Here is an 18,336-nt window from a genome sequence, read left to right as displayed (position 1 = left end):
TCTTCGCCGGGTTCGGGGTCTCGCTACGGTGTGCTCGCGCAGTTCGCGCTCGGGATGTTCACAGGGGGTTCAATGCCGCACGGCAGAACCGTGGTCGCGACAGTGGCCACATCAGCGTTGGTGCTCGGTCTGCTCGCGACGACGGGCGCACCCGCGTTCGCCGACGGGTCCGCCACCACCACACCGACCATCGCGGACAGCCAGTCCTCCGCGACCTCGGCGGACGCCTCCGAGATCGCGCAGGCCCACGACCACGGCGTGACCGTCTCGGACGAAACCACCCCGACGAGCCTGCTCACGGCGAACCCGGACGGCTCGTTCACCGTGACACAGGACACCATCCCGGTCCGCACCCAGCAGGCCGGGCAGTGGATCCCCGTCGAGACCGACCTCGTTCCCGTCGACCAGTCCTGGATCGCACCGAAGGCCACCGACACCCACGTCCGGTTCTCCCGCGGCGGCACCGACACCCTCGCACAGGTCCAGACCGACACCGGCGCCTGGGTCAGCGAGTCCTGGCCCGCCGGCGGCACCCTGCCCTCGCCGACCATCGACGGCGCCACAGCCACCTACGCAGACGTCCTGCCCGAGGTCGACCTGCGCCTCACCGCAACACCGTCAGGCATGGCGGAAGTGCTCGTCGTCAACACGCCAGAAGCTGCCACGAACCCGGACCTGCAACAGGTCGAGCTGCAGATGCACGGCGCCACCGTCTCGACCTCGTCGACAGCATCAACAGCGACTGCGGCCGATGGATCCACCCTGCAGTCGTCGAAGCCGACCTGGTGGGACTCCTCCGACGGCGGCGATGCCGACGGCCCCGGCGGCGCAGGCAGCGCCACCCCCCTCGAGCACACCACGACCACCACCGCAGTCACGCTCGACGTCACCGACGCAACCGACACCGCACCGACGTTCCCCGTGTTCGTCGACCCCGACTGGTCCTCCGGTCAGAACGCACTCTGGTTCGACGACATCGCCTACCCCACCCAGTCCTACCTCAACGGCCAGGCAGCGAACGGCTACCAGAGCGTCGGCTACGCCGTCGAGAACGGCAAGACGTTCATGTCACGCGCGTTCTGGCAGTTCAACCTCGGCCCCCTCGACGGCAAACACATCACCGAAGCACACTTCAACGCCATCGCGAACTACAGCTGCGGCGAAGCCACCGTCCAGGCCTGGCGCTACGGCAACGTCACACCCGGACAGAACTGGAACGACGACCAAGCCAACCAAGGCCAATGGCGCGACCACATCTCCGACGCCGAGATCCCCAGCGTCGCCGGCTGCGCCATGCCCGGCAAAGCCGTCGGCTGGGACGTCACCCGCGGCGCCGCCGCCACCGCCGGCAACACCCTCCAGATCGGCCTCCGCTCCCCCACCGAAGGCAGCCTCAGCCGCAAACACTTCGCCTACAACGCCACACTCACCATCGAGTACAACACCAAGCCGAACACGCCGAGCGGCATCACGATCACGAGTCCGACGCGCGCCTGTGGCACGAGTGACGCCAACAGCGCGTTCGTCAACAACGCAGCCCAGCCCATCACGTTGCAGGTCAAGGCGAGTGATCCCGATGGTGGACTCGTGCGCACGACCTTCCACGTCATGCGCTCCGACGACCCGGACACGATCGCCTGGTCGGACGGCGTCGACCTGACGAGCGCAGGGCCCCAGAGCGTCCAGATCCCGAAGGGCGCCCTCGCTGACGGCCACTACATGTTCCGTGCGAAGAGCAACGACGGTACCGACTGGGGCGGCTGGACGGGCTGGTGCTACTTCTCCTCCGACAGCACCGTGCCGAACCCTCCGACCGTCTCCGGGCTGCCCGCCTCGTACAGGGTGGGCACGAAGGTGACCGCCACGGTGACCGCCAGCACCAAGGACAAGGACATCCGCGGGTTCCAGTACTGGCTCTCCGACGGCGGCAGCCTCCAGCCGGTCCAGCCGGTTTCGGAAGCGGTGTCCACCGCGACCGGGTACCACTCGTGCGACCTCCGGGACGGCATCGTCGTCTACGTCTGCGCAGATGCCAGCGGTACGGCGAAGATCAGCTTCACACCGTCCGACAGCACGAGTCGACTGTGGGTGAAGAGCATCGACAAGGCCGCCAACGTCTCGACCGCGTACGCCGGGAGCGGCAGGGACGGCCTGGTGGTCCCCGGCAACAGCGTGGCCGCAGATGACGATCCCCGTGTCGGTACCGGTCCCTCGAACGCAGGACACGCCTGGTCGGGCCAGCAGGGCGAATCGGTGTCGGGTCGCGGAACCGTCGCCTCGCCGACCGTGATCGGCGACGACAGCTCGTACGCCGGTACCGGCGCACGGGCAGCGCAAGCGCTGACGCTCGACCCCACCACGAGCACGACGCCACTCGACGTGGGGGCGATCCCGTTGGGGGCCCCCTCCATCGAGCAGGACGACGTGGTTCGCGTCAACCGCTACAAGGGTGGGGGTGCGCACTCGACGTCTGCGACCGGCAAGACCTACGAGATGGGGCTCGGCGGACTGCAGGTCTACGGGCCGTCGGCCGACGTCCCGTCGAACATGATCCAGGTCAAGACCTGCACGAGTGGCATCTACACGGCCACGGTCACCGGCGCGTGCCCATCTGGTTTCACCATGCAGGTCGGTGCGGACGGCAAGCCCAAGGCGCTCGGGTACGCCTGGAAGACGGCAGCGGACGTCCCGGCCAAGTGGAACGGGTCAGCCGAGGTCTTCCAGTGCCTGTCCGGTGAGGACTACTTCCTGTCGCGCGACACCGCGTGTGAGGGCAAGACGAAGAAGTGGAGCCTCGGCTACTGGGCTGCCCTCTCCGGCTTCAACCGCACCGCCTCAGCGCCGATCGACACGACGAAGAGCTACACGGTGTCTGCCTGGATGAAACCGTCGGCGGCGCAGGAGGGTCGGTACGGAACGGCCGTGTCGATGGACGGACCGACCGGGTCGGTCTTCTACCTGCAGTGGGCGGGAGACGACTACCGCTTCTGCGTGAAGTCGCAGCCCGACCTGACGAGCGGCACGTGCGTGTCACCAGCGCGGACTCGGGGGCTGACGGACCAGTGGACGTTCGTCACCGGCGTCTGGGACGCGGACAACCAGCAGATCCGGATCGTGGTCAACCACGACGCTGCCGGCGAAGGCGTCGCCTACCACGCCCTGGGCGCGGACGAGCAGGCGAGCACCGGGGGGCTCCGCGTCGGTGGCGCAGTCAGCAGCGGCGGCCCGTCGGACACCTGGACCGGCGCGATCGCGATGCCGACGATCAGCCAGGGTGTCGCAACGATGACCCAGCTCCGGGTGTACTCCGTGCAGGGCACCTACGCGTACTGAAGCGGGGCACGATCACCTGATCGACAGATTGACCGCGACGACGCCGAGCACGAAGATCAGGACGATGACCACGAGGCCGATCGTGGGTACCAGCACCTGTCGCCGCACCGTGGGAGCACCAGACGCCCCGATGACCCAGGTCGTGATCGCGACGACGAGTGCGAGGAGCGGCACGAGGAACTGCGCGGTCTCCCCGACGGCGTACGAACACTGCAACGTCACGTCGAAAGCGCAGGGCGTGTACTGCTCCAGTTGCGCGGCGACCATCCCCGGCAGCGAGCCGATCGCCGCGAACACCTCGAGGAACACGAGGAAACAGAACGCGAGTCCGAGCAGCCACCAACCACGTGGACGGCGCTGGACTTCGTCGATGGATGACCGCTTCATGTGAGCCCGACCGTACCGCAGGGGCGACACGGAGCACGGACTCGTAGGGTCGAGTCGTACCGACCGCACACCCGGGTGGGTCCGTGCCCCACAGCGGACCTGACGACGGGAACAGATCGTCCCTGTTGCCGGTTGCACCACACGGTGTCGCAGCCAGTGACACGAGAGCCCAGGAGGCCACCATGACCACCACCGAGACCGCCATCCTCGCCGGCGGATGCTTCTGGGGAGCGCAGCAGCTCCTCCGTCGTCGTCCCGGCATCGTCAGCACCCGCGTCGGCTACTCCGGCGGCGACGTGCCGAACGCGACGTACCGCAACCACGGCGACCACGCCGAGTCTGTCGAGATCGTCTTCGACCCGTCCCAGATCTCGTACCGGGACCTGCTGGAGTTCTTCTTCCAGATCCACGACCCGTCGACGAAGGACCGCCAGGGCAACGACATCGGTCGCAGCTACCGTTCGGCCATCTTCTATACGACCGACGAGCAGAAGCAGGTCGCGCTCGACACCATCGCGGACGTCGACGCGTCGGGCATCTGGCCCGGCAAGGTCGTCACCGAGGTCACCGCGGCCGGCCCGTTCTGGGAGGCCGAGGACGAGCACCAGGACTACCTCGAGAAGAACCCGCACGGCTACACCTGCCACTTCGTGCGTCCGGGCTGGAAGCTCCCGCACCGTGACGAGGCGACCGCGGCCGTCTGACCTGACGACCGCCGCGGATCAGCGCGATCCGCCGAGCAGTTCCAACCAGTCCCCGGGAAGGCGATCCGCCGGCCCGGGGACTGCCTGCGTCACGGGGTGGCTGGTGGGGGCCGCGAGCTCGAGCCCCTCGGAGCGGGTGTCGTCGCGGTAGTCCCACGCCCAGGTCTCGCCGGGCTCGTAGCTCTGGATGACCGCGTGCCCGGTCTCCTCCCAGTGCCGCGTCGCGTGCGTGTTGAGGGAGTCGTCGCAGCAGCCGACGTGGCCGCACGCCGCGCAGCGGCGCAGGTGCACCCACCACGAGCCGGTCGCGTCGCACTCGACGCACCCGTCTCCGCTCGGTGCGATCTCGGGGTGGATCATCTCGGCCTGGTCCGTCATGGCCCCATCATGCCTGTGAAGGGCCACATGCGGTCGGGAGGCACGGGGCGGGCCCGCACCGCGCCTCCAGGCCGTCATCGGGTCGCGTCCAGGGCGAGGCGTGGGGCGGTCGTGCGGGTGGCCGGGCCAGGATGGCCCTGGGGCCGACAGCCGATCGGCTCGCAGAGGGAGGACACCGTGGACACAGCGCCGTACTCGCAGCCGTTGCGGGAGTACATCGAACAGCTGCGGACCGAGGGGTACAGCGTCGCGGACGGCCAGACGGCCGACCCGGAGCTGATCGACCCGCACGGCAACCCGGTGCTCACCTGGCAGGACGACTACCCGTACTCGGAGCGCCTGCCGCGGGACGAGTACGAGTACCAGAAGTACCTGCTGCAGATCGAGCTGCTGAAGTGCCAGTACTGGCTCGAGGACACCGGCCAGAAGGTCGTGGTGCTCTTCGAGGGGCGTGACGCCGCGGGCAAGGGCGGCACGATCAAGCGGTTCACGGAGCACCTCAACCCCCGGACCTCGCGGGTCGTCGCGCTGAGCAAGCCGACCGAGCGCGAGCGTGGTGAGTGGTACTTCCAGCGGTACGTGCAGCACCTGCCGGCCGCGGGTGAGATGGTCCTGTTCGACCGCTCCTGGTACAACCGCGCCGGCGTCGAACGGGTGATGGGGTTCTGCAGCGACGACGAGTACGAGTCGTTCATGACCCAGGTGCCGCAGTTCGAGCGGATGCTCGTCGACTCCGGCATCCACGTGACGAAGTTCTGGTTCTCGGTGACCCGGCGCGAGCAGCGGACCCGGTTCGCGATGCGCCAGCTCGACCCGGTGCGGCGGTGGAAGCTGTCCGACATCGACCTGCTGTCGCTCGACCGGTGGGAGGACTACACCGAGGCGAAGACCGCGATGTTCACCAGGACGAGCAAGCGCTACGCGCCGTGGACGATCGTGCGGTCGAACGACAAGAAGCGCGCGCGCCTCAACGCGATGCGGTACTTCCTGACGCAGTTCGACTACCCGGACAAGGCCGCCGACGTCATCGGCAAGCCGGACCCGCTCATCGTCCGCCGCGGCAAGCGGGACGTGGACGTCGAGTGATCCCCCGCCGGTGATCCCCCGCCGCTGATCCGCCCGCCGACTCGGAACGTTTACACGCCGAGGCCTGCCGTCACGCACTCGAAACAGACGGGCAACGGCGACGACACAGGGCCGCAAGACACTTGTCGCACTACCTGTCACCCGACAGGTACTCCGCGAAAGGTCTGCAGTCATGCGTTCTCCGCAAGCACCGCTCCACGCACCGCGCGCCACGTCCGACGTCGACACCCAGGGGCTCGCCCGCCTCGGCTACGAGCAGGAACTCCACCGCGGGGTCGGCTCGTTCTCCTCCTTCGCGGCGGGCTTCTCCTTCGTCTCGATCCTCACCACGGTCTTCCAGCTGTTCGGACTCGGCTTCGGGCTCGGCGGTGCTGCGTTCTTCTGGGCGTGGCCGCTCGTCTTCGGCGGCCAGCTGCTCGTCGCGCTGAACTTCGCGCAGCTCGCGGCCCGCTGGCCCATCTCCGGCGCGATCTTCCAGTGGTCGAGCCGCCTGGCCGGAGCCCGGTTCGGGTGGTTCACCGGCTGGACGATGATCATCGGCCAGATCCTCACCGTCGCGGTGGCGGCCATCGCCGTGCAGGCCGTGCTCCCCGCGATCTGGGACGGGTTCCAGGTCGTCGGCGGTCCGGGCGCGGACCCGTCCGTCGCGTCGCCGACCGGTGCCGCGAACGCGGTGGTCCTCGGTCTGGTGATGCTCGCCGTGACGACGATCGTGAACATCACGAGCGTCCGGCTGATGGCCCGCGTGACGAGCTTCGGCGTGCTCATCGAGATCATCGGCGTCGTCGTGCTCATCGGCGCCCTGTTCCTCCTGCCGCACCGCAGCGCCTCCGTGGTGTTCACGACCACCGGGTCGACGAGCACCGAGCCGTACGTGTGGGCGTTCCTGGCGTCCTCGCTGATGGCCGCGTACGTGATGGTCGGCTTCGACTCGGCCGGTGAGCTCGCCGAGGAGACCCACAACCCGCGCCGGACCACCCCGAAGACGATCGTCCGGGCACTCACGGTCTCCGGCCTCGGCGGCGGGCTGCTCATCATCGGCGCCCTCGTCGCCGCCCCGAGCCTGACCGACGGCAAGCTCGCCACGCAGGGCCTCGCCTGGGTGATCACCTCGACCCTGGGCGACGTCTTCGGGCGACTCCTGCTCTGCACCGTCGCCGTTGCGGTCTTCGCGTGCACCCTCGCCGTGCAGACCGCCGGAGCCCGGATGGTCTACTCGATGGCCCGCGAGAAGGCGCTGCCCTTCCACCGCACCCTCGCCCGGGTCTCGCCCCGCACCGGCACCCCGATCGCCGCGTCGATCGTCGTCGGGGTCGGCGCCGGGCTGGCCCTCGCCGTCAACATCGGGCAGTCCGCGATCTTCACCGCCCTGTCGAGCCTGTGCATCGCGATGCTCTACCTGGCCTACCTCGGGGTCACCGGGCCGCTGCTGGTCCAGCGGATCACGCTCCGTCGTACCGGGCTGCCGACCGGGGTGGACGAGGACGGCAAGCCGCTGTTCACCCTCGGTCGCTGGGGCATCCCGCTCAACGCCCTGGCTGTGGCGTTCCAGATCGGCATGGCGATCAACCTCATCTGGCCCCGGCCGGAGATCTACGACCTGACCGGCACCTCGTGGTGGCTGCAGTACAGCGCCCTGCTGTTCATCGGCGGCGTGCTGCTCGTCGGCTGGGCGTGGTCGAGCTGGCGGCACCGCACGCACGGGCCGATCACCCTGGCCGAGGTGCCCACCACCGCCTCGGTCCCCGCCTCCGTCGAAGCCTGATCCGGAAGGAACCCCATGCGCGACCTCCACCAGACCGACAGCGTGCTCGCCTCCCGGTCCGACGCACGCGCCCAGGCCGGCTCGCAGTCCGAGTACATGCCGTACCTGCCGGCATCGTCGTCACCGTTCGCCCCCGAGGGCGTCGACCCCGCACAGCTCGTCTGGGCCGAGACGGTGGCGCCGGGCGGGTACACCCACAAGGTGCTGGCCCGCGGGTCACGGTTGCGGTTCGACGACCCGACGGGTCAGGCCTGCGCCAACGTCCTGGTGTTCAACGCGCTCGAACCGTGGGAGCGGCTCAACGTCGCCGACACCCAGAAGATCCCGTGGCAGGCGTACCTGGGCCAGGGTTCGCCGCTGCTGAGCGGGGACGGCCGGGCACTCGCGACCGTGCTCGAGGACACCTCGGGGCACCACGACGCGTTCTGCGGCACCTCGACCGACGCCTGGAACGAGCGGAAGTACGGCGACGCGGCACCCGAGGGGCGCACCCCGAGCGGTCGGTCGCTGTTCGCGAAGGCCGCCGCCAAGCACGGGCTCACCAAGCGGGACCTGCCGCCGAGCATCTCGTTCTTCCAGGGCGTGCGGATCGACGCCGAGGGGGCGATGACCTTCACCGGTTCGGCCGGCGCGGGCACCCACGTCACGCTCGTCGCCGAGCTGCCGCTGCTCGTCCTGGTCGCCAACGTCGCGCACCCGATCGACCCGCGCCCGGACTACCTGGTCGGACCGCTGCGGGTGCACGCCTGGCGCGGCGCCCCGACGACCGCGGCCGACGAGCGGTTCACCGCGACGCCGGAGCTCACCCGCGCCTACCTGAACTCGATCGACCACGCGGAAGCCCGAGGCCTGTGATGACCGACACGACGACCCACACCCCCACCTCCACCGTCCCGGTCGGAGCCGTCCACGACCCGGACGTCGCCCTCGACTGGAGCGAGTCCCTGGTGCCGGGCGCCGTGGTCCGTGACGACCGGGTCGCCCCGCTCGCGCCGTGGTCCGCCGTGGTCCGCGCCGGTCAGGTGCTCACCATCGTCGACGTCGGCGGCAACCAGAGCGCCGACTGCCTGCTCTACGACGCCCACGACCCCGACGAGCGGTACAGCGTGCCGGACACCCTCGCCGCACAGGGCAACGCGTACGTCCGGACCGGCACCGTGCTGATGTCGAACGAGGGCCACCCGCTGATGACCGTCGTCGCGAACGAGATCGACCGGCAGGACACCATCGGCGGCGCGTGCTCGAAGGAGTCGAACACTCTGCGGTACGGGCACCACACCCGGTACCAGCACGGATGCCGCGAGAACTTCCTGGCCGAGGCCGGCCGCCACGGACTCGGTGCCCGCGACATCGTGTCGAACCTCAACTGGTTCATGAACGTGCCGGTCGAGGCCGACGGCGCCCTCGGGATCGTCGACGGCATGAGCGCCCCCGGCAAGCGGGTCGCGATCCGGGCCGAGCGGGACGTGCTCGTCGTCGTCTCGAACTGCCCGCAGATCAACAACCCCTGCAACGACTTCTCCTGCACACCGCTGCGCATGATCGTGGTCCAGCCGTGACCGCCGCGCCCGACCCCACCGGGACCGCCACCGTGAACCAGACCCCCCTCAGCACCGACACCGTCCTCGTCGCGAACCGCGGTGAGATCGCCCGCCGCATCATCCGGTCCGCAAAGGCGCTCGGCATGCGCACCGTCGCCGTCTACTCCGACGCCGACCGTGCGGCACCCCACGTCCGCGAGGCCGACACAGCCGTCCGGCTCGGACCCGCACCCGCCCGCGACTCGTACCTGCGCATCGACGCGGTGGTGCAGGCCGCGAAGGACACCGGCGCCGGACTCGTGCACCCCGGCTACGGGTTCCTGTCCGAGAACACCGACTTCGCCCGCGCCTGCGAGGACGCCGGCATCCGGTTCGTCGGGCCGACCGCCGACCAGATCGTCCGGTTCGGCGCGAAGCACACCGCCCGCGAGCTGGCCGCCGCCGCCGGGGTCCCGATGCTCGCCGGCACCGGGCTGCTCGCCAGCGTCGACGACGCCGTGGCCGAGGCCCAGCGCATCGGGCTGCCCGTCATGCTCAAGGCCACCGGAGGCGGCGGCGGGATCGGCATGCAGGCCTGCTCGACCCTCGACGAGGTCCGCGAGGCCTACACGAGCGTCGTCCGCCTGGCGACCGCGAACTTCGGGTCGGCCGGCATCTTCCTCGAGCGGCTCGTGCGGCCGGCCCGGCACGTCGAGGTCCAGCTCTTCGGCGACGGCGAGGGCCGCGTCGCGGTGATCGGCGACCGCGACTGCTCCCTGCAGCGCCGCAACCAGAAGGTCATCGAGGAAGCCCCCGCACCGGCGCTCCTCGAGCACGTCCGCGCCGAGCTGCACGCGTCCGCCCGCCGCCTGGCCGAGAGCGTCGGGTACCGCAGCGCCGGCACCGTCGAGTTCGTCTACGACCCGGTGCGCGAAGAGGCGTCGTTCCTCGAGGTGAACACCCGCCTGCAGGTCGAGCACCCGGTCACCGAGGAAGTCTTCGGCGTCGACCTCGTCGAGCTCATGCTCCGCCTGGCCCGCGACGGTGCCGCCGGCATCGACCCCGACGTGTTCGACCGCACCTGGACCCCGAACGGCCACGCCGTCGAGGCCCGCGTCTACGCCGAGGACCCGGCGAAGGGCTCGCTGCCCTCCAGTGGCCTCGTCACCCAGGCCGTGTTCCCGAGCGCGACCACGGCATCCGGCGAGCGCACCGGCATCCGCGTCGACGGCTGGGTCGAGACCGGCTCCGAGGTCTCCGCGTTCTACGACCCGATGCTCGCCAAGGTGATCGCCACCGGGGAGACCCGCGACGACGCGCTCGACCTGCTGCGCGACGGGCTCGCGGCCACCCGCATCGACGGCATCGTCACGAACGCCGGGCTCCTCCGTGCGCTGACCGACGACCTCGAGCTCCGCACCGCCACGCACTCCACCTCGACGCTCGACGCGACCGAGGACCCGGACCCGCGCATCGACGTCGTCGCCCCGGGCACCATGACGATGATCCAGGACCTGCCCGGCCGGGTCGGGTACTGGCAGGTGGGCGTCCCCCCGAGCGGCCCGTTCGACGCGGCGTCCTTCGCCGAGGCGAACCGCGCCGTGGGCAACCCGGACGGTGCCCCCGCGCTCGAGGTCACCGCCACCGGCCCGACACTCCGGTTCTCGGCCGCCGCGGTGGTCGCGCTCACGGGTGCGCCGGCGCCGGTCACCCTCGACGGCGAACCCGTGGCGCTGTGGGAGCCCGTCGAGGTCAGCGCCGGCCAGACCCTGGCGATCGGCACGGCCCCCGGTCCGGGCCTCCGCACCTACCTGGCGGTCCGGGGCGGCTTCGACGTGCCGACCTACCTCGGCTCGACCGCGACCTTCACGCTCGGTGGCTTCGGCGGTCACGCCGGTCGGGCCCTGCTCGCCGGCGACGTCCTGCGCCCGGGCTCCCCGGACTCGGACGCCCCGCACCCGGCGTTCCCGTCCGGAACCCGTCTGGGCCTGGTGGGCGGTCCGACCCCGGCCGACCGCCGCACCGCGCTGACCGACGCGTGGGAGATCGCCGTCACCGAGGGACCGCACGCCGCGCCGGACTTCTTCACCCGTGCCGACCTCGACGTCTTCTACGCCACCGACTACGCCGTGCACCACAACTCGGCGCGCACCGGCATCCGGCTCATCGGCCCGCGGCCGGAGTGGGCGCGGACCGACGGCGGCGAGGCCGGCCTGCACCCGTCGAACATCCACGACACCCCGTACGCGGTCGGTGCGATCGACTTCACCGGGGACACCCCGATCATCCTCGGACCGGACGGACCGTCACTCGGCGGCTTCGTCTGCCCCGCCGTGGTCGCCAGTGGGGACCTGTGGAAGCTGGGCCAGCTCCGACCGGGTGACACGGTCCGGTTCGTCCCCGTCCGCGAAGCCGACGCCGCCGCGCTCGACGCGCACCGGGCCTCCAGGACGGTGCCGCGCACCGGAGGCGACGGCGACGACGGCGTGATCGCCCGCATGGACGCGACCGACGTGCGGCCGAGCGTCGCGTACCGACGCGACGGCGACGACAACGTGCTCGTCGAGTACGGCGACATGACGCTCGACATCGCCCTGCGGATGCGCGTGCACGCGCTCATGACGAAGCTGCAGGAGCACACGCCGAAGGGGATCCTCGACATCACGCCGGGCATCCGCTCGCTGCAGGTGCACACCGACGCGTCCGTGCTCAAGGCGCGCGACGTGGCGGGGCTGCTCCGCGAGCTCGAGGACGAGATCCCGCCGACCGACCAGCTCGTCGTGCCGTCGCGCACCGTGAAGCTGCCGCTGTCGTGGGACGACCCGGCCACCCGCCTGGCGATCGAGCGGTACATGAACGGCGTCCGGAACGATGCCCCGTGGACCCCGTGGAACATCGAGTTCATCCGTCGCATCAACGGGCTCGAGAGCGTCGACGACGTCTTCCGCACCGTGTTCGACGCGAGCTACCTGGTGCTCGGCCTGGGCGACGTGTACCTCGGCGCCCCGGTCGCGACCCCGCTCGACCCCCGGCACCGCCTGGTCACGACGAAGTACAACCCGGCCCGCACCTGGACCGCCGAGAACTCCGTCGGCATCGGCGGCGCGTACCTGTGCATCTACGGCATGGAGGGTCCGGGCGGCTACCAGTTCGTCGGCCGCACCGTGCAGATCTGGAACCGGTTCCGCCGCGGCGGGCTGTTCCAGGAGAACCCGTGGGCGCTGCGGTTCTTCGACCGGATCGAGTGGTACCCGGTCGGTGCCGACGAGCTGCTCGAGCTGCGCGCCGAGACGGACGCCGGACGGGGCTCGTTCGAGACCGTCGAGGGCGAGTTCTCGATCGCGTCGTACAACCGGTTCCTGGCCGACAACGCCGGGTCCATCGCGGACTTCCGGGCGCAGCAGGCGCAGGCGTTCGGCGAGGAGAAGGAGCGGTGGCGGGCATCGGGCGAGTTCGACGTCCGTGACGAGCCGGCCGCCGTGGTGGCCGACGCCGTGACCGTGCCCGAGGGGTCGACGGCCGTGTACGCCCCCTTCACCTCGACCGTGTGGCAGGTGGACGTCCGCCCGGGTGACCGCGTGGACGAGGGGCAGAAGCTGCTGGCCGTGGAGGCGATGAAGATGGAGTCGATGGTGCACGCACCGGTGCCGGGCCACGTGCTCGAGGTGTACATCAAGCCGGGCGACCAGGTCGCACCGGGCCAGGTCCTCGCCGCGATCGGAGCGGCAGCGTGAGCGGCACGAGCGCCGGCGTGAGCGGGATCGGCGCGGCGAGCGCCGCCGTGAGCGGGATCGGCGCGGCGAGCACCGGCCCGACCGCCGCCACCGCGGCCGCCACGACGTCCGCCGCGGCCCGCGTCCGTGACGCCTTCGCCCGCATCGACGCCGTCGACCGGCCCGAGGTCTGGATCACCCTGCGCGACCGCACCGACGTGCTGGCCGAGGCCGAAGCCGTCGACCCGACGCTGCCCCTGGCCGGCCTGCTGTTCGCCGTGAAGGACAACATCGACGTCGCCGGCCTGCCCACCACCGCAGCCGCCCGCTCCTACGCCCACGAACCCGCCGCCGACGCCACCGCCGTCGCCCGGCTCCGCGCCGCCGGAGCCGTCGTCGTCGGCAAGACGAACCTCGACCAGTTCGCCACCGGCCTGGTCGGCACCCGCTCGCCCTTCGGTGCGGTCCGGAACGCCTGGGACCCGACGCGGATCTCCGGCGGCTCGTCGAGCGGTTCCGCCACGGCGGTCGCCCTGGGCATCGTCGACTTCGCGCTCGGCACCGACACCGCCGGGTCAGGCCGGGTGCCCGCCGCGCTCGGCAACCTGGTCGGGGTGAAGCCGACGAAGGGGCTCGTGCCGAACACCGGGGTCGTCCCCGCCTGCCGCTCGCAGGACTGCGTCACGGTGTTCGCCCGGTCGCTCGACCTGGCGCGCACGGCGGCCGAGCTGATGGCCGGTCCGGACGGCGTCGACCCGCTCGCGCGGCCCGACCTCGCCCTTGCCGACCTGCCCGCCGTCCCGCGCATCGCGGTGCCGCTGCCGTCGCAGCTCGAGGGGCTCGCACCCGGCTGGGCCGAGGCGTTCGCCGCGGCCGTCGACCGGTTCCGTGCGCTCGGACACCAGGTGGTCGAGGTCGACATCGCACCCCTGCTCGACGCCGCGTCGCTGCTCTACGACGGCGCGTTCGTCGCGGAGCGGTACGCGGCCGTCGGCGCCCACGTCGAGGCCCACCGCGACGAGGTCGGTGCCGACCTCGACCCGTCGGTCGCCGCGATCGTGCTCGGTGGCGCACGGCCGACCGCCGCGGAGCTCTTCGCCGACCAGGAACGACTCGACGCCTTCGGGGCAGCGGGTCGCGCCGCGCTCGAGGGCACGACCGCCCTGCTCACCCCGACGACGACCTGGCACCCGACGCTCGAGCAGGTCGCGGCCGACCCGATCGGCGCGAACAGCCGGATGGGTCGGTACACGAACTTCGCGAACCTGCTCGACATGGCCTCACTCGCGGTGCCAGCGGGCTTCGTCGACGGGCTGCCGTTCGGCGTCATGCTCACCGGTCCGGCGTTCACCGACCGGCGCCTGGCGGCGTTGGCGGCCGCGTTCGCCGCTCCGACCGTCGACCTGCTGGTCGTCGGGGCGCACCTGCGCGGTCAGCCGCTGAACGGACAGCTGGTCGCGTCCGGCGGATCGTTCGTCCGGGAGGCCCGCACCGCGTCCGACTACCGGCTGTACGCCCTCGACACGGTGCCGCCCAAGCCCGGGTTGGTCCGCGTGAGTCCGGTCGCGTCCGGCGCTGCTGCGCCGGGCTCGGGCTCGGGCATCGTCGGGGAGGTCTGGCGCCTGCCCGCCGCCGGCTTCGGCACCTTCGTCGCAGCCCTGCCGGCACCGATGGCGATCGGCACCGTGGCGCTCGACGACGGCACCGAGGTCACCGGGTTCCTGGTCGAGCCGTTCGCGGTCCAGGGGGCCGAGGACATCACCCACCACGGCGGCTGGCGCGCGTACCGGGAGCAGTCGTGACGGACACCGGCTGTCAGGATGGGGGCATGTCCCCCGACGACCGGCCCGTGCGCCCCGGCCGACCGCGGGTCGTGCCGAACGCCGACTCCGCGCTGAGCCCGCGCGACCAGATCCTCGACGCCGCCGCCGCGCTGTTCGTCGAGAACGGCATCAGCGCGACCTCGACCCGGGCGATCGCCGAACGGGTCGGGATCCGGCAGGCCTCGCTGTACTACCACTTCGCCGGCAAGGACGACATGCTCGTCGAGCTGCTCACGACCTCGGTGCGCCCGAGCCTCGAGCTGGTCCGCGGCCTCGAGCAGCTCGTGCCGGAGTCGGCTTCGGCCGCCGGTGCCCTCGCCGCGTTGGTCGTCGCCGACGTGGACACCCTCGCCCGCACGCCGCACAACATCGGCACGCTCTACCTGCTGCCCGAGGTGCAGGGCGAGCGCTACGACGGGTTCCGGGCCGAGCGCGTCGAACTGCAGGAGGCCTACGGGCGCCTCGGCTCGCGCGCTGCCAGCCCGGACGTCGCCGCCGGTGTCGCGCCGTCGCGCCTCGGTGCCGTGCTCATCCAGATCACCGAGACCGTCATCCAGCTCCGCCGGTCCGGCCCCGTGCAGGACGCGGACCGCGACGCCCTCGTCGCGACCTGCCTGCGCGCGTGCGGCCTCGACACCGCCGCCGTGGAGGGGGCCCGGCGCGACGCCGAGTCCCTGCTGGCCGCCGTCGCGGTCTGACCCTCCCTCTCCCCTCTGCAAGGAGTCACCATGACCACGATCACCCCCGCCGCACACCGTCCGCTCGCCGACGCGCTGCTCCCCCGCACCGCCGTCGTCAACACCGCGCTGGTCCTCGGCGGCGCGCTGCTGACCGCCGGTGCCGCGCACGTGTCCGTGCCGATCTGGCCCGTCCCTATCACCGGGCAGACCCTGGCCGCGCTGCTCGTCGGCAGTGCCCTCGGTGCCCGTCGCGGTGCCCTGTCGATGCTCGTCTACGCGCTGCTCGGTGTCGTCGGGCTGCCGGTCTTCGCGGACGGTTCGGCCGGGGTCGGCGTGCTCGTCGGCCCCTCCGGCGGGTACATCGTCGGCTTCGTCGCCGCCGCCGCCCTGGTCGGTTGGGTCGCCGAACGCTTCGGCGACCGCCCGCTGCGGAACGCGCTGCTCTCCTTCGCCCTCGGCACCGTCGTCACCTTCGTCGCCGGGATGGCCTGGCTCGCGGTGGCACTCGGCCTCGACCTGCAGCAGACCCTGCAGTACGGGCTCTACCCGTTCGTCCTCGGTGGTGTGGTGAAGACCCTGATCGGCGCCGGCGTGATCTCCCTCGGGTGGACCGCAGCCCTCCGCTCGGCAACCCACCGGTGAGCGCTCCGTCAGGACTCCGGCGCCGGCCGTAGGGGTTCCGTCAGGAGGCCTTCCGCGCCGCTCGAGCGCGCGAGAGCGTGTGGTCGTGACACTGACTGCGATCATGCCGACGCTCCGCGCGTCGCTCCCCGATCCGATGGACCCGTTCCTCTGGCCGGCCCACACCGTCGCGACCACCGACGATCTGCTGGTCTCGGCGATCTCGATGGTCCGGCTCGCCGACCTCACCGGCACCCCGACCGTGCACACCGCCGAGCAGTCCCCGCCCCGGTACCGCCCGCGCGGCTGGGCACCTCGCGACGTGAGCGTCGCCGTGGCGGCGGTCACCCGTGTGCGGCGACCGCGCACCGAGGTGGTGCTCCTGGAACTCGACGCGGTCCTGCCGACCTGCGCCGTGCTCGATCAGGTGCGCCTGATCGGACGCCGGAGCACCGCTCCCCTCTCCCCGATGTACGTCGTCACCCGCTGTGACGGTCAGGCCGACGGTCCGTTCCACCGCCTCCCGGCTCCGTTGCCCGCCGACGTCCGCGAAGGCGACCTGGTCTGCTTCCCGTGCCTGGCGACCGTCCGGCACCGCGACGTCGTCGAGCCGGTCCGGGCGGAACTCGCCCCGGTGCGCGCGGAACTCGCGCCGGTCGATCGATGACCACGGCGCTGCCGGTCCGCACCCGGCTGCTCGACGGCACCCACCTGTGGGGCCGGTACTCGATCCGACCCGTCGGGCGGACGCTGTGGAGCTCGCGGACCCTCGTCGTGTTCCCGCCCGGCACGACCACCGGCGAGCGCCTGCTGCTGCGTGCCTGGCACGTCTGGCCGGCCGTCGGGGCGGTCGTCGCCCTCGCCGCCCTGGTGCTCGCCGTCTCGGTCCCCGCCGTCGGCACGACCACCGCGCTGCTCCTCTACGGCGGTGGCTTCGCGGTCCTCGCCCGCGCCACCCGCTCGCTTCGACCGCGGGTGCGGTCCGTCACGGTGACGACGTTCCTGGGCGACGGCCGCCGCGAGGTCCACGGCGACGAACGCCTGCTCACCGGCTCCCTCGATGCGCTGTCGATCCTGGAGCAGGCGCTCCGGGCCGACCGCATCCGCCCCGTCGACTTCGAACTCATCTGGGCGGACGTGTGGAACGCCCTGGAGTCCCCGGACCCGGGCCACCGCGCGCAGCGGTCATCCTGAAGCCCGTTCCCGCGCCGCGCGTTTGTATGGGTCCGGGAAGGAGTACGCGATGAAGCACATCCACTACGACGCCACCACGATCCTGGTCGGTGACGACGTCGCCGACGCCGTGATCGAGTACGCCGCGGCCCTCGCCGGGGGCGACCGGGCCGACACCGTCGACGTCCCCGCCGTGGCCGACGACGGGACGATGACCACCACGAAGATCCTCATCGGGCCCTCGAGCGAGATCGTCATCGAGGACGCGGAAGAGGACGAACTCGAGATGGACAACGGGGAGTTCGTCGGGCGACTGCGCGCCGCCGCGAAGACCTTCGGGCACAGCGAGCCGATCCACGCGAACACGCGGTCGGACCTGGCGGACGCGGCGGAGGCTGCCGAGGAGTCCTGACGCCCGGGCGTCGCGCTGCAGCGTCGAAACGGAGAGGGTCTCCTGTACTGTGGTGGTCCGGAGAGCTTCTCCATTTATTGAGCCACAGCCTGGAGGCCCGCCATGCCCGAGCAGACCGCTCCCGCCGGGCGCGCCCCACGTTCACCGCACTCCCCGCGTCCCGCGCGCGCTGACGCGCTGCGGAACCGGGACCACATCCTGCGGGTCGCCGAGCGCGCGTTCACCGAGCACGGTGTGACCGGCTCGCTCGACGCGATCGCCAAGCAGGCCGGCGTCGGCGCCGGCACCCTGTACCGGCACTTCCCCACGCGCGAGGCCCTGCTCGCCGAGCTCCTCGCCGCGCGCGACGAGCACCTGGTGGCCCGTCGCGAGGCGCTGCGCGACGGCTCCGTGGACACCGGCGACGCCCTGCACGGCTGGCTCGACGCGGTCACCGAGTGGGCCGGCACGTTCGACGGGCTGCCCGAACCACTCCGCGCCGCCGCCTCGTCCGACTCGTCGCCGCTCGCCCTGACGTGCCAGGGGTTCATCACCACCACCGACGAGTTCCTCCGTGCCGCGCAGCGCTCCGGTCGTGCGCGTGCCGACGTCCGCGCGCGGGACCTGTTCCTCGCCGCATTGGCGACCAGCTGGGTCCGGGGCGCCGCGATGGCCGACGACTCGTCCTCCGCCGCGCTCTCCGCCCTGTCGCGGCGCGGTTGGGAAGCCCCTGCTCTCCCCTGACCTCCACCACTGTTGAAA

At 71.6% G+C, this 18,336-nt stretch carries 16 protein-coding genes; 14 read left to right on the top strand and 2 right to left on the bottom strand.

All coding sequences use genetic code 11. The features are described from left to right. Window positions 1-102: 102 nt before the first annotated feature. Window positions 103-3,333, top strand: a complete 3,231-nt coding sequence (locus tag FFG40_RS04020; RefSeq protein WP_185974076.1) for a LamG-like jellyroll fold domain-containing protein — start codon at window positions 103-105, stop codon at window positions 3,331-3,333. A 12-nt stretch (window positions 3,334-3,345) separates the two neighbouring features. On the opposite strand, the gene FFG40_RS04015 is transcribed toward FFG40_RS04020, so the two are convergent. Further along, window positions 3,346-3,720, bottom strand: coding sequence for a hypothetical protein (locus tag FFG40_RS04015; RefSeq protein WP_138802322.1), 375 nt, complete (start codon window positions 3,718-3,720; stop codon window positions 3,346-3,348). 182 nt (window positions 3,721-3,902) lie between these two features. Here FFG40_RS04015 and msrA point away from each other — a divergent pair, with 182 nt between their 5' ends. Then, a complete protein-coding gene (gene msrA, locus FFG40_RS04010; protein ID WP_111024046.1) occupies window positions 3,903-4,424 on the top strand; it encodes a peptide-methionine (S)-S-oxide reductase MsrA in 522 nt (173 codons plus the stop codon). A gap of 18 nt (window positions 4,425-4,442) precedes the next feature. On the opposite strand, the gene FFG40_RS04005 is transcribed toward msrA, so the two are convergent. Next, window positions 4,443-4,802, bottom strand: a complete 360-nt coding sequence (locus FFG40_RS04005; protein ID WP_071404761.1) for a UBP-type zinc finger domain-containing protein — start codon at window positions 4,800-4,802, stop codon at window positions 4,443-4,445. Window positions 4,803-4,979: 177 nt separating this feature from the next. Here FFG40_RS04005 and ppk2 point away from each other — a divergent pair, with 177 nt between their 5' ends. The 12 genes from ppk2 (at window position 4,980) to FFG40_RS03945 (ending at window position 18,318) form a co-directional block, all read left to right on the top strand. After that, window positions 4,980-5,888: a polyphosphate kinase 2 gene (ppk2, locus tag FFG40_RS04000; RefSeq protein WP_138802321.1), complete on the top strand. Its 909-nt coding sequence runs from the start codon at window positions 4,980-4,982 to the stop codon at window positions 5,886-5,888. A 172-nt stretch (window positions 5,889-6,060) separates the two neighbouring features. Then, window positions 6,061-7,653, top strand: coding sequence for an APC family permease (locus FFG40_RS03995; RefSeq protein WP_138802320.1), 1,593 nt, complete (start codon window positions 6,061-6,063; stop codon window positions 7,651-7,653). 15 nt (window positions 7,654-7,668) lie between these two features. Then, window positions 7,669-8,508: an urea amidolyase associated protein UAAP1 gene (locus tag FFG40_RS03990; RefSeq protein ID WP_111032603.1), complete on the top strand. Its 840-nt coding sequence runs from the start codon at window positions 7,669-7,671 to the stop codon at window positions 8,506-8,508. Beyond that, window positions 8,508-9,212, top strand: a complete 705-nt coding sequence (locus FFG40_RS03985) for an urea amidolyase associated protein UAAP2 (protein ID WP_138802319.1) — start codon at window positions 8,508-8,510, stop codon at window positions 9,210-9,212. The genes FFG40_RS03990 and FFG40_RS03985 overlap by 1 nt, the downstream gene beginning before the upstream one ends. After that, complete coding sequence (gene uca / locus FFG40_RS03980) at window positions 9,209-12,907, top strand: urea carboxylase (protein WP_221935152.1); 3,699 nt, start codon at window positions 9,209-9,211, stop codon at window positions 12,905-12,907. Before FFG40_RS03985 ends, uca begins: the two co-directional genes overlap by 4 nt. Next, the gene (gene atzF / locus FFG40_RS03975; protein ID WP_260678783.1) at window positions 12,904-14,688 is read left to right on the top strand and encodes an allophanate hydrolase; all 1,785 of its coding nucleotides are present in this window, start codon (window positions 12,904-12,906) and stop codon (window positions 14,686-14,688) included. Before uca ends, atzF begins: the two co-directional genes overlap by 4 nt. A 26-nt stretch (window positions 14,689-14,714) precedes the next feature. Further along, window positions 14,715-15,407, top strand: a complete 693-nt coding sequence (locus FFG40_RS03970; RefSeq protein WP_138802318.1) for a TetR/AcrR family transcriptional regulator — start codon at window positions 14,715-14,717, stop codon at window positions 15,405-15,407. A 30-nt stretch (window positions 15,408-15,437) separates the two neighbouring features. Beyond that, window positions 15,438-16,031 (top strand): biotin transporter BioY, encoded by a 594-nt coding sequence (locus tag FFG40_RS03965; protein WP_138802317.1) that lies wholly within the window; start codon window positions 15,438-15,440, stop codon window positions 16,029-16,031. A gap of 85 nt (window positions 16,032-16,116) precedes the next feature. Next, window positions 16,117-16,677 carry a hypothetical protein gene (locus FFG40_RS03960; protein ID WP_138802316.1) on the top strand — a complete coding sequence of 187 codons (561 nt, stop codon included), beginning with the start codon at window positions 16,117-16,119 and terminating at the stop codon, window positions 16,675-16,677. After that, window positions 16,674-17,204: a DUF6611 family protein gene (locus FFG40_RS03955; protein ID WP_138802315.1), complete on the top strand. Its 531-nt coding sequence runs from the start codon at window positions 16,674-16,676 to the stop codon at window positions 17,202-17,204. Before FFG40_RS03960 ends, FFG40_RS03955 begins: the two co-directional genes overlap by 4 nt. A 49-nt stretch (window positions 17,205-17,253) precedes the next feature. Then, complete coding sequence (locus FFG40_RS03950; RefSeq protein ID WP_071404752.1) at window positions 17,254-17,595, top strand: hypothetical protein; 342 nt, start codon at window positions 17,254-17,256, stop codon at window positions 17,593-17,595. Between the two features lie 102 nt (window positions 17,596-17,697). Then, window positions 17,698-18,318, top strand: coding sequence for a TetR/AcrR family transcriptional regulator (locus tag FFG40_RS03945; protein ID WP_138802314.1), 621 nt, complete (start codon window positions 17,698-17,700; stop codon window positions 18,316-18,318). Window positions 18,319-18,336 lie beyond the last annotated feature (18 nt).

The sequence above is a fragment of the Curtobacterium sp. KBS0715 genome (assembly GCF_005938005.2).
Classification (GTDB): domain Bacteria; phylum Actinomycetota; class Actinomycetes; order Actinomycetales; family Microbacteriaceae; genus Curtobacterium; species Curtobacterium flaccumfaciens.
The sequence above is the reverse complement of the archived record's forward strand: the minus strand, read 5'-3'. Positions and strand labels throughout refer to the sequence as shown.